The sequence below is a fragment of the Mesorhizobium sp. M0715 genome (assembly GCF_040320355.1).
Lineage (GTDB): Bacteria > Pseudomonadota > Alphaproteobacteria > Rhizobiales > Rhizobiaceae > Mesorhizobium.
In genome coordinates, this window is the sequence record NZ_JAMYPL010000051.1 from 1 (window position 1) to 11,838 (window position 11,838).

The window sequence follows — 11,838 nt, forward strand, 5'->3', positions numbered from 1 at the left end:
TTGAAAGGCATGGCTACGCGACAAAGGCTACTGCGGTTGCCGCTTGCCTAAACCCACACCAATAAACGATCCGTGCACCAACGCCATCTGGCGCGGGAAGTGCGCATCTGATCCCAACATCATTGCCGAGCTTGTTCGCAAGCGGGCGCCAACTGTAAAGCGAGTGGTGGTGTTCGAAACGGGGCCTCTCTCCGTCTGGTTCTATCATGCGCTACGCGCCAAGGGATTACCTGCAATCTGCATCGATGCCCGCCACGCCAAAGCTGCGCTTGATATGGCGGCGAATAAGACGGATGCGAATGATGCCAATGGTTTGGCGCAGCTTGCAGAAGTCGGGTTCTTTCGCGAGGTGCGCGTGAAAGGTTTCGACAGCATGTTGACCCGGACGCTCGTGTCGGCTCGCACCCGGCTGGTCCGGATCACCACCGAGCTTTCGAACCAGATTCGTGGAATTATGAAAACGTTCGGCCTGGTCGTTCCTGCAGGTAAGGGAACCACATTCGAGAAGAACGTCCGGGGCCTTCTTATCGATCACAAGGAACTTGCTCTTACCGTGCTGCCGATGTTGGAAGCCTGGCGCGGCATTCGCATTCGTGCCGCCGAGCTTGGGCGCCAGCTAGTCGCAGATGCACGTCAGAGCCAGGCATGTCGCATACTCATGTCGATCCCTGGCATCGGCGTCATCACCGCAACCTCCTTCGCCACTGCCATTGAAGATCCGGGCAACTTCAAGGAGTCCCGATCTGTTGGCGCCTGGATCGGCCTGACGACGCGCCGCTACCAATCCGGAGAAGTCGATTATGACGGCCATATATCCCGACGCGGTGACCGCCATTTGCGAGGGCTTCTCTACGAAGCAGCGTCGGTTATTCTGACGCGTAGCACGACCGAGAGCACCCTGCGGACATGGGGCCTCAAGCTCCGCGAGAGGATCGGCTTCAAACGCGCGGCCGTTGCCGTAGCGCGCAAACTGGCGGTTACGATGCTGTCGCCGGGTGGCGGGGAGAAGATGTCGATACATATGGTGGCGGCCGGCGACGTCGCCGGCATGCTGGCGCGCTTTGCCGAGCTCAGAAAAAAGGCAGAGGCTCGGACCGGGCAGTGCTTTCCGATCATCGTGATCCAGGAGGCCGGGCTCGACGGCTTCTGGATTCATCGCGTGCTGCAAGCCGAAGGAATCGAAAGCCACGTCGTCGATCCGGCATCGATTGCAACCTCGCGCCGGCGGCGCCGGGCCAAGACCGACAAGATCGACGGTAAGGCGCTGGTCCGGGCTTTACTGGCCTACAAGCGAGGCGAGCCACGGGTGTGTGCGATGCTCCGGGTGCCGACGCCCGAGGAAGAAGACCGTCGCCGTATCTCGCGTGAGCGCAAGGCCTTGACGAACGAGCGCGTGCGACACGTCAATCGCGTCAAAGGCCTGCTGTTCGCCCAGGGCGTGTCCGGCTACGAGCCGCTGCGCCGCGACCGGCGGAAGAGATTGGAGGCGCTCAAGACCGGCGACGGCCGACCCTTGCCGGCCCATCTGCAGGCGCAGGTCGGCCGGGAACTCGACAGGCTCGAACTGCTGCTCGAGCAGATCAAGGCGGTCGAGACCGAGCGCGATGCCATGCTCGCGGCCACGGAGGTTGTCTCGCCGGCACCGGCGATGCTGCTCGACCTGAAGGGCATCGGGCCGGAGTTTGCCGCTGTTCTGTGGTCGGAGGGGCTGTCGCGTCACTTCAACAACCGGGAACAGGTCGCCGCCTATGCCGGCCTGGCGGCGACCCCTGGCAGAGCGGCTCGGTCGATCACGACCAGGGGGTATCGAAAGCCGGCAATCCAAGGTTGCGAACGACGCTGATCCAGACGGCCTGGCTCTGGCTGCGCCATCAACCGCGATCGGCGCTCACCTTGTGGTTCCAGGACCGGGTCAAACACAACGGCGGCCGTCTCAAGAAGGCGATGATTGTGGCGCTCGCCCGCAAGCTGCTCGTCGCGCTGTGGAAATACGTCAGCGCCGGCGTCGTCATCGAGGGTGCAGTCATGAAGACCGCCTGATGCGTTAGCCGAACTGAATTCTGCGAATCTTCCAGGATCCGATCAGTCCTGGCGGATCCAGGTGGGACGAACCGGGAATATGCATGGCCCTGAAATGGCCGTAAGCCAGAATGGTCTCGTCCTCCTGAGCCCTTGTCCGCCGCAAGCGGGATATTGGTGCCGCTGTCTCGAACAGCGACCGTATATAAGTTGGATCTGGCTTGGCAACGAGCCGCGTCTTGCAATCGGACTCAGACCGTGGACGCCGCAACAACCGACGGAAAGCAAAAATGTCACCCTGACGACAGTTCCGCATTGACGCTCCTCATATAAGCATATTCGATATTTTTCGCCACGCACGAGATCGACACGCACGAGATGGGCTGCGAGCTGAAGGCGATGTCGCAATGCCTGGATGAGCATCGCGACCTTCTTGGCTTGGTCGCGCGCGATTTGGTGCGGGTCGACGTCAAGGCCACCGGACGGCAGGGCCTGCCTGCCGAAGCGGTGTTGCGCTGCGCGATCCTCAAGCAATACCGGCAGCTGAGCTACCAGGAGTTGGCGTTCCACCTTGAGGACTCCGCCTGGTTTCGCGCCTTTGCCCGACTGCCACGGTCGTGGAGCCCACAGAAGTCGGCGTTGCAAAAGACGATCAGCGCGATCCCGCCCGAGACCTGGGAACAGATCAACCGGACCCTGCTTTTGGGCGCTCGGCAGGTGAAGCTCGAAGACGGCGCGGTCGAACGGCTGGTCAGCACCGTGACCTCGGCGCTCATGCACGAGCCGAGCGACAGCAGCCTGTTGTGGGATGCCGTGCGGGTCATGGTGCGTCTGCTGAAGCGAGCTGACGCCTTTTGGTGGCGCAGGCCTGGACTGGCGCGATCATTGCCGCGCCGCCAAGAAGCGGGCCCGCAAGATTCAGTTCACGCGCGGTCGACCCAATCGGGTCCAACTCTACCCCGAGCTGATCGCGATTGCCCGCGCGCCCGCATGCCGATATCATCGTCAAAGGCAGCCGCGGTACCGAGTACGCCCACAAACTAAACGTGACCACCGGCAGGAGCGGCATGATCCTCGATCTGGTGATCGAAGCCGGCAACCCGGCCGACAGCGACCGCTTGCTGCCGATGCTGGCGCGCCACGTCGCCTTCTATGGCCAAGCGCCGCGGCCGACATGGCCTTCCAAGAAAGCCGGCCTCAGGATCGAGGACATGGTCAGAAGCAAGTGGGTCTATCGCAAGCTCCGCAACTTCCGCGCCGGTATCGAAGCTGGTATCTCTTGCCTCAAACGCGCCTACGGCTTGGCGCGTTGCACCTGGCGCGGCTTCGATCTTTCAAAGCTCACGTCTGGTCCTCGGTCGTGGCCTACAACCTCGTCCTCTTCACCCGCCTGAAACCAAGCTGACGCCGGTCCGCCGTTTGGAATGCGTGGCACGGGTGCAACGCCGGTCTCACGGCGTGCGCGCCACCGCGCGCGTGACGCCGTTTCGCCAAAAACTGGCGCGCTCTTCCCCGTTCATGCCCCTGCAATCGCTTCTCGACGAGCGTAAGCGCCTGTGAACGCAGCAAAATGTGTGCCTTTGCGGACGGAAACTAGTCTAGTTTAGGCCGATGTCTTGAACACCGCAACCGTCAGCTACAAGCGCCATCGTTTCCCGCCGCAGATCATCGCCAATGCAGTCTGGCTCTGCTACAGGTTCCCCTTGAGCCTGCGTCTGGTCGAGGAAATGCTGCTGGAGCGCGGGTTCGTGGTTTCGTATCAGACAATCCGCCGGTGGGGCATCAAGTTGCATTACGCTCGCCGCTTGCGCCGCAAGCAGCACAGCCGAAACGATGTCTGGCACCTGGACGAGGTCGTCATCACCATCGTCGGCAGGAAACACTGGCGCGCCGTCGACCAGGATGGCTATGTGCTCGACGAGATCGTCCAGACCGCCGCAACACCAAAGCGGCCAAGCGCTTGCTGACGCGGCTGCAGAAGAAGCAAGGCGTCGCGCCGAAGCGCATGATCACCGACAAGCTGCACTCCTATGGAGCAGCCAGGCGACAGGTGAACCGGACGTCGAGCATCGGTCGCATAAGGGATTGGAACAACCGGGCGGAGAATGCACATGTGCCGCTGCGAAAACGAGAGCGGATTATGCAAGGCTTCCGATCACCAGGAGCACTGCAACGCTTCGTTTCGATCTTCTCGGCTCTGCGCAATCTCTTCGTCCCGCGCCCCGCTCAAAACGCTCCGCTCTCGCTACACATATTCACCGCCTGCAGGCCGTGGCGGAATTGAAAGCCGTGGCCATGGTCAGCTGACATCAGCGGCCGCAGGTCTCAACGCGTGTATATGCAGACAACGTGACCTCTGTCGATGCCGGGTCTTGCTTCTGTCCGCAGTCGGCGCCTCGGCCGCTGCCTGATGGGATCTGATCGGGATCGGCTGGCCAATCTAGGGGACGCGCAGTCATCAAACGAGCTGCCCCCGTCTTACCGGCCTAACCGGGTCCACCGTCCCGGCAAGGGACGTCGTAACGGCGGGATCTGGTGTCTATGCCCGCCGTGTTCCTCCTTCTTTATCCTCTTGTCGAACGCTTAACGAAACGACTGCCGCAGGACGGCCTGTCGGCAGAAAGCGCTCAGGCTGCGCATGATCTGGTGCAGAACCACCGCCAGCTTGCGCGCAAGTGCAACCTTGGCCTTTCGCATCCCGGCCCGCTTCGCCACCGCAAGTGCCCAGGACTTCAAGGCCGAGCCCTTCACTGGGCGTGTCAGCATCGCGTTCGCCGCCTCGTAGAGCGCCACACGCACCCCGTGGCCGCCGACCTTGGAGATTCCCCCCACGTCGGTGTCACCAGACTGGTACTTCCTCGGCGTGACGAAATGGGCGCCCACCATCCGGGACGAGCGAAACCGCGACGGGTCGTCGATGGCCGCCGAAAATGTCAGCGCTACCAGAGCCCCGACCCCCGGCGCGCTCATCAGGTTGCGCACTTGCGCATCGCGACGTGCCAACCCGACAAGACGCTTCTCGATCGTCTTGAACTCGCACAGCAGACACCGCTCGGGTCTTGAGAAGAGCCTCGGCAATCTGCTGGCGTCATGATGGGCGACCAGTTCGCGAACCCGCCGCTCAAACGTCTTCGGCGTTGTCGGGCCAACCTTTAGGCCAAAGCCGCGCAAGACCCGCGGATGCTCATCTCGACATTGCGCCTCTTCGACTGCAGGAGCTTGCGCGTGGTCAGCAGGGCGCGGACCTCCTGTGCCGGCAGTGACTTGTAGTGCACGGGGCGGACCCAGCCAAAGCCGCATGAGCTGTGCAATGCCGCGCGCATCCTTGTGATCCGTCTTCACCGGAATCGCCTTGAAGGCGTCGCGCATGTGGCGCGTCTCGAGAAGCTCCACTGCCAGACCTGCAGCCCAGCAAATAGCCATTGCGACAGCGGGCCTGCCTCAAGGCCAATCCGCGCAAGCGCTACTTCGAGCGCCGAAAACCAGGCAAACAGCGCCGCCGGCTCGCTCGCCACCTTCGCTTCCCAATGACACATCAATCCCGGCATAATAATCCACGGTCGTCTCTCCTTGATTGGAGTTGGCGCTGGCCTCGGCCATGACGTCATAATCAATCGCTGCCGCAAATAACTATTCTGAGTTTCACGGGTCCGTTCTCCATGCGATGCATAAACACAAACTGGCATTCTTATGCTGCTTGGAAATACTGGTGATCTGGGAACCGTCTACGATGCAGCAGTCCGCAAAAACTCGGTTTACGATCGATGACGCCGTTGCGCATGAGCAGCGCGTCTATGAAACCTCGAACCCGACGAGCAGACAGAAATTCGAAGCTGCCAAAGAGGTCCTGCCTGGCGGCAACACTCGGCGCTCGCTGTATCTCGTCCGTTCCCGCTCTTCTTTCAATCTACGCGATCCTGCAAGGTGACAGATGCGGACGGACACGAATATGCAGATTCGGCAATGTTGTTTCAGCTCTTCATGATCTACAACGGCATATTTTATTACCAGGCGCGGCCAAGTTCACCCTGTCCTTGCCAATACCGAGGAGGAGTTCTCAGAGTTGGAGAATGCCTTTGACATGTTCCTAGACCGGTATGGCGGACCGACCAGTAGTTTGGGCTAACGGCCCGTGCTGTTAAGAATTCACGCCCGGTTTGCCGCGTTCCAACGGTCTGATGGGGCCATACCTTACAAAGAAGGGACTGATCGGTGCCAGAAATCTCCAAGCCTTATCGCATTCTCGTTGCCGCCTTCGGCCACGAAGCCAACAGACTGAACCCAAGGCTTGCCGACGAGGAGCTCTTCGTGTTGGAACGTGGTCAGGATATCCTAAGGGCGCCAGCTGGCGTGCTGAAAGGGCTGACCGAAACGCTTGTCAAGGCAGGCGTGACAATAGAACCAGTCTTTTCGGCGAGCGGCGGCGCCGGCGGCCTTGTCGATCATCATTTCTACTTGCGTATGCGCGAGGAGCTTTTGGATGCGGTACGGCGCATCAAGCCTGATGCAATTGGTTTGGAACTTCACGGCGCCATGGGAACCACGGAAACGCCCGATGCCGAAGGCGATCTTCTTCAAGCGCTTCGCCGTCTCGTTGGCCCCACCGTGCCGATTGGCGTCGGTCTCGACCTGCATGGCCATATCACACCCCGCATGCTCGACAACTCCGACATTTGTATTGCTTGCAAGGAAAACCCTCATTCGGACTTTGTCGAATGTGGCCAGAAAGTTGCAGAACTGCTGATCGAGCAACTTGAGGGGCGTCTAAGGCCGGTCACGATTTCGGCGCGGGTGCCTATGATCCTGCCGGGTGCGGGTGAAACCGGCTCTGGCCCGCTGGCCGAAATACATGCAAAAGCACGCGAATACGCGGCCATGCATTCATCGATTAAGGATATCTCGATCTACAACGTGTTCCGCTTTACCGATGATGACGAAATCGGCCAGGTTGTCACCATCTTGAGCAATGGCCCAAGCGCCGACACACCTTCCATCGCCGTAGACCTTGCGACTCGCTTCTGGATCGAACGCGAGCGTTTCAAGGACGATCTTCTGACGGTTGATGAGGTCTTTGAGCTTGTCCGGAGTTCGCCGGACAAGCGGCCATTTGTGATTGGTGACATGGGCGATCGCACCGCGGCGGGCGCCCCGGGAGACGGCACGATTTTGCTTTCCGCAGCGCTCGATGGCTATCTGGGACTGCGCGGTGCAGTCCCTATCACCGATCCCGTCGCAGCGGCCAGGGCGATAGAGGCTGGTGTAGGTGCGGCTGTTACGCTGTCTGTCGGAGCAGGATTCACACCGGGTTTCACGCCTCGATTGGTCACAGGGCTTGTTGAGTACGTGAGTGACGGAAATTTTATCGTGGAGGGTCCCGTCGGCAACGGCGCCCCCAGTGCTATGGGACCAACGGCCGTCCTCCGGGTAGATCGCCGCATCCAAGTGCTACTGACCACGAAGCCGGCGGACACCACTGACCCAGCAGCTTTTACAAGCCAGAACGTGGTTCTTGGAGATCTCGATTTCATAGTTGCTAAATCAGGTTTCCACTTTGTTTTGAACTTCGCTGGTCTAGCTACACCTGTGCTCGTGAATACGCCTGGCGTTGGCTACTATAGAAAACATCAATTCGAGTTCCGGAAAGCGCACTTCTGGCCCGAACACGATATTGCCAGTCCCGAAATCACCGCCCGGCAGCATTCTGCATAAGACGGGCTAAACTCACACCGATAAACGATCCGTGCACCAACGCCCTGTCGAGGGCTTCTTCGCCAAGCTCACCCGCCGACGCCGTTGTGGGGTTATGTTGCCTTTTCGATACGATTGTTTTTCGCCGTCCGGAGTGTTGCCTTAATATCGGAACATAATAGTGGCAGTTTCGGAGCCAGCTGCTTATTGTTTTGAGCTATGAACCGCAGAAACTCTTCGTCGTACATGGTCACATAGTCGAGTCTCCCGACTGTGGACTTCGACAGAACTGGGATTGATGACAGGTCCACTATTGTGCGCGGCTCCAAACGCAGAAGTGCGTTCTGAAGAATAGCTTGGTATTCATCATTGACATCGGCGGTTGCGATCACAACGACCGACCGTGGTTCGCGTGCGTGCCCAATCTCTGCCGGGCGCATAAGCGCGACGTCTATGTCAGTCCATGGGCGGAGACGTTTGCGAAGATTTTTCGGGTTCCGCGTTACGATTACCGTGGAACGAAATCGCTCTCCCACGCCGCTCCTAATCAGCTCGCGACCCAGCATACCCGCCCCGATCATGTAAAGGCGGTCGGGTAGCTCTGCATTCTGAAATCGATCAGCCATGATGTCTCGGACGATCTGATCGTAGTTGAACGGTGCAGTGAACCGCTGTCGCTCGCGCGAGGCACGACCTATATCAATTGCCAGCCGTGCGATTTGGAAAATCGGAACGTTTGGATCAAGAAGTTCGATAGCCTTCGCGAGCTGATCGCTGATGTAATTCTCGCCGAGGATTTGGGAATGTGCACCGGACGCAATCTCGGCGAGACGCTGAGCAATAGCGTCCGTACCTTCAATGGATTCGCATGACAAACCGGGAAATACAGTGTTATCGATGTTTCTGAGTGCTGGCTCCTCACCATAGACCTCAACTCGCAAGCAAGTTGTGACCAGAAGAATTCCGCTTCTCGCAAGATCGTGCGCAATTGGTTTGATCTTCGCAGAATGCTGCGCCATTGCAAAAGGCGAGGTCATCTCGTGATCAACATAAAGGCCAAGAAGCTTGCTCATCGTTTTCTCCTGAAGCTAATTAAGCTCAAGCCATTGCCGGCGGCACGTTCTCGAGTTCGAAGTCTTCCACCGAACCTTCCTTCGCTGCGAGATGCAGAGCCGTATCCTGCACCTTCAATTTCAGGAATTTCAGGATTGGCCGCGTAGAGTCGACTTTGGGATCGCAGCCGACGATGAGGAGCTTCTGGCCGAGGTCGACAAGGGCTGCGAGAGCGTTTTGGGAGGCACGTAGTAGACTTGCAGATGCCCCTTTTCCCCGTAGAATGTAATGTGACGCAGAGCTGACATGCTGTTGTTCCTTCCTCCGCTCCATCAATCGCGCAGTTATCCAGCCCATGACGATCCGGTCGGCAATTGCGGCTTCGCACCGAAGGAAGCAAACCGCGCGCCAATTTGGCGGATCGAGCCGAAGGAAAAATGTTCTTCTTGTTATTCAAGGACTTCCCTGAGAGGTCGGCCGAACGCCAAGCTGCACCGCACTGGGTCGCGGACTCGACAAACCCGACAGGTAGCGTCGGGAAGCCCGCACCAACAGCGCTTGTTTCAGAAATTCGCGGACACCCCATGGAATCTGTCGGCCGAATTGAGAAATGAAGAACTGACCCCCTCGGTTATGAGAGAAGGCATGGATGACGATTGGGATTTCGGCGATTCCTGCGTTGTCGAGAACGATGCAGGGAGAGGAGATGCTTCAGCCTGAAGAGGTGGCAGCGATGCTGCGGCTGCATGAGCTTGGCTGGGGAGCGAAGCGACTGGCGAAGGAATTCGGGTGCGCGCGCAACACGGTGCGTCGGTATCTACGCGAGGGCGGGACTGTTCCGTTTCGCAAGCCTGTGCGGCCGACGGCGTTTGACGGGCTGGACGATTGGCTGCGGGAGCGCTTCTTCCGCCATGGCGGCAATGCCGATGTGGTGCGCCAGGAACTGGAGAGCGAACATGGGATCGTCATAGGGCTTCGTTCGGTGGAGCTTCGGGTGCAGGGTTGGCGTCGGGATTGAGCGCAGAAGCGCGCGACGGTTCGGTTTGAGACGGCGCCGGGACATCAGATGCAGATCGACTTTGGCGACACGCGGGCGTGGATCGGCGGCGAGCGTATTCGGGTGCGCCTGTTTGTAGCAACACTGGGTTACTCGCGTCGGTTGCATATCCGTCCCTCGCTTCGGGAGCGCCAGGCGGACTGGTTCGAGGGGATGGAAGGAGCCTTCCTTCGCTTCGGCGGGGTTCCAACGGAAGTACTGTTCGACAACCCGAAGGCGCTGGTCGAACATCACGATGCGACGACGCGGGAGGTGCGGTTCAACATGCGGCTGCACACCTTTGCCCGCTATTGGGGATTTACGTCGCGGGCTTGTGCGCCCTACCGGGCGCGTACGAAGGGGAAGGACGATCGCGGGGTCGGCTACGTCAAGCGCAATGCGATTGCCGGCCGCCGGTTCGAGAACTGGGCGGCGTTCGAGGCGCATCTGGACCGGTGGACGCGCGAGATTGCCGATCAGCGTGTGCATGGCACGACCGGCGTGGCTCCTGCGGAGCGCTTTGCCGAAGAGGCCGGGGCGCTTCGCCCTCTGGGCGGACGGGCGCCGTTTGGGCAGCTGCGGGATCTCGTGCGCAAGGTCCAGGCGGACTGCGCAGTCGACCTGGACACGAACAGTTACTCGGTTCCCTGGCGGCTGATCGGGGAGAGCGTCCAAGTCGTGGTGTTGGGCGGCCGCGTTATCGTGCGTCATGCGGGCGAGGTGGTGGCGGATCATGCCTTGTGCGGGGGACGTCGCCAACGGATTGTCGAGCGCGCGCATCTTGCCGGCGTGGTCGGCGCTGCTGCGCCGGTACGATCGGCGGATATCGTTGCGCCTTCCGCTCTGTTACGGCCACTGGCCGAATATGAGGCACTGGGGGGAGGCAGCTGGTGATGACGGCGGTCGATCACGAGATATTGGTGGCTCAGCTCGACCGGCTGAAGCTGACCGCGATCCGGGATCAGCTCGATACGCTGCTGGACGAAGGGGCGCGTTCGCAAATGACCTTTCGCGAGGCTTTGGCCTTCCTCGTTACGCGCGAGATCGCGAGGCGCGACGAGCGGCGCATCTCCATGGCAGGCAAGATCGCGCAGTTCCCGTTTGTGCGCGAACTCGACGGCTTCGACTTCGACGCGCAGCCGTCGCTGGATCAGCGCCAAATCCGGGAGCTGGCGACCTGCCGCTGGATTGCTCATGGCGACACGGTCCTGTTCCTTGGACCTCCGGGTACGGGCAAGACACATCTGGCGGTGGCTCTCGGGCGCGAGGCGATCCGGCAGAACCATAGCGTCCAGTTCGTCACGGCGGCCACGCTCGTGGCGATGCTGGCCAAGGCCCATGACGACGGTTCACTCGAAAAGCAGCTGACGACCCTGTCGCGGCCGAAACTGTTGATCATCGACGAGCTCGGCTATCTCCCGTTCGAAGCCAATGCCGCGCATCTGTTCTTCCAGCTGGTGTCGCGGCGTTATGAGCGAGGATCGATCCTGATCACCTCCAACCGCTCGGTGGGCGAATGGGGCAGCGTGTTTGGCGATCCCGTGGTGCAACCGCGATCCTTGATCGCCTGCTTCACCATTCGACAGTGATCACCATCCGCGGTGACAACTACGGCTTCGCGAAAAGCGTCGTTCCGGCCTATTCCAGAAGGCCAGAACGACGCTCGAGACCAACGAAACTGCAAAACAATAAGGGGGTCAGTTCTTCGTTTCGCCCAGGGGGTCAAATCCTCACTTCGCTTGACAGAATGCACCGGTCACAGGGGAACAACTGTGTCAAGTGCGTTAAAAAAGGGCTTGGTCCGGCGTTGGTGCACGGATCGTTTATTGGTGTGGGTTTAGGCAAGCGGCAACCGCAGTAGCCTTTGTAGCGTAGCCATGCCTTTCAAGGCGTTGGTTCATGGATCGGCGTTGGTGCATGGATCTGGACTTGAGCGGACGGCGATCTTTGAAGCGGAAGACTATGCCGTGGCTGCCTTGCGGCGGGCGGATTTCGGCCTGCGCAGGCAAGCATGCGGTTGAGGACGGCACAGGCGATGGCGA

Annotated in this window: 5 protein-coding genes and 6 pseudogenes; 8 read left to right on the plus strand and 3 right to left on the minus strand. The window is 60.0% G+C overall.

Translation table 11 applies throughout. The annotated features are described in order from the left end of the window. Positions 1–43: 43 nt before the first annotated feature. The 4 genes and pseudogenes from NKI21_RS32435 to NKI21_RS31760 all read left to right on the plus strand — a co-directional run bounded on the left by NKI21_RS32435 (position 44) and on the right by NKI21_RS31760 (position 4,303). Positions 44–2,040, plus strand: a pseudogene (locus NKI21_RS32435) (IS110 family RNA-guided transposase). 357 nt (positions 2,041–2,397) lie between these two features. After that, positions 2,398–3,424: pseudogene (locus NKI21_RS31750) on the plus strand (ISNCY family transposase). A 211-nt stretch (positions 3,425–3,635) separates the two neighbouring features. Next, a complete protein-coding gene (locus NKI21_RS31755) occupies positions 3,636–3,986 on the plus strand; it encodes a hypothetical protein (protein ID WP_352869197.1) in 351 nt (116 codons plus the stop codon). Then, the gene (locus NKI21_RS31760) at positions 3,980–4,303 is read left to right on the plus strand and encodes a DDE-type integrase/transposase/recombinase (protein ID WP_352869200.1); all 324 of its coding nucleotides are present in this window, start codon (positions 3,980–3,982) and stop codon (positions 4,301–4,303) included. The genes NKI21_RS31755 and NKI21_RS31760 overlap by 7 nt, the downstream gene beginning before the upstream one ends. Before the next feature lie 299 nt (positions 4,304–4,602). On the opposite strand, the pseudogene NKI21_RS31765 reads toward NKI21_RS31760, so the two are convergent. Next, positions 4,603–5,577: pseudogene (locus NKI21_RS31765) on the minus strand (IS110 family RNA-guided transposase). 172 nt (positions 5,578–5,749) lie between these two features. On the opposite strand from NKI21_RS31765, the gene NKI21_RS31770 reads away from it, so the two are divergent. Further along, positions 5,750–5,947, plus strand: a complete 198-nt coding sequence (locus NKI21_RS31770) for a hypothetical protein (RefSeq protein ID WP_352869204.1) — start codon at positions 5,750–5,752, stop codon at positions 5,945–5,947. Between the two features lie 284 nt (positions 5,948–6,231). Beyond that, complete coding sequence (locus NKI21_RS31775; RefSeq protein ID WP_352869206.1) at positions 6,232–7,728, plus strand: M81 family metallopeptidase; 1,497 nt, start codon at positions 6,232–6,234, stop codon at positions 7,726–7,728. Between the two features lie 92 nt (positions 7,729–7,820). Here the strand turns inward: NKI21_RS31775 and NKI21_RS31780 are convergent, their stop codons facing one another. Beyond that, positions 7,821–8,780 (minus strand): Rossmann-fold NAD(P)-binding domain-containing protein, encoded by a 960-nt coding sequence (locus NKI21_RS31780; protein WP_352869209.1) that lies wholly within the window; start codon positions 8,778–8,780, stop codon positions 7,821–7,823. A 43-nt stretch (positions 8,781–8,823) separates the two neighbouring features. Then, positions 8,824–9,068: pseudogene (gene nifH / locus NKI21_RS31785) on the minus strand (nitrogenase reductase); the annotation flags it as partial. A gap of 341 nt (positions 9,069–9,409) precedes the next feature. On the opposite strand from nifH, the pseudogene istA reads away from it, so the two are divergent. After that, positions 9,410–10,690 (plus strand): annotated as a pseudogene (gene istA, locus NKI21_RS31790) (IS21 family transposase). Beyond that, positions 10,690–11,488 (plus strand): annotated as a pseudogene (gene istB / locus NKI21_RS31795) (IS21-like element helper ATPase IstB). Before istA ends, istB begins: the two co-directional pseudogenes overlap by 1 nt. Positions 11,489–11,838: the final 350 nt, after the last annotated feature.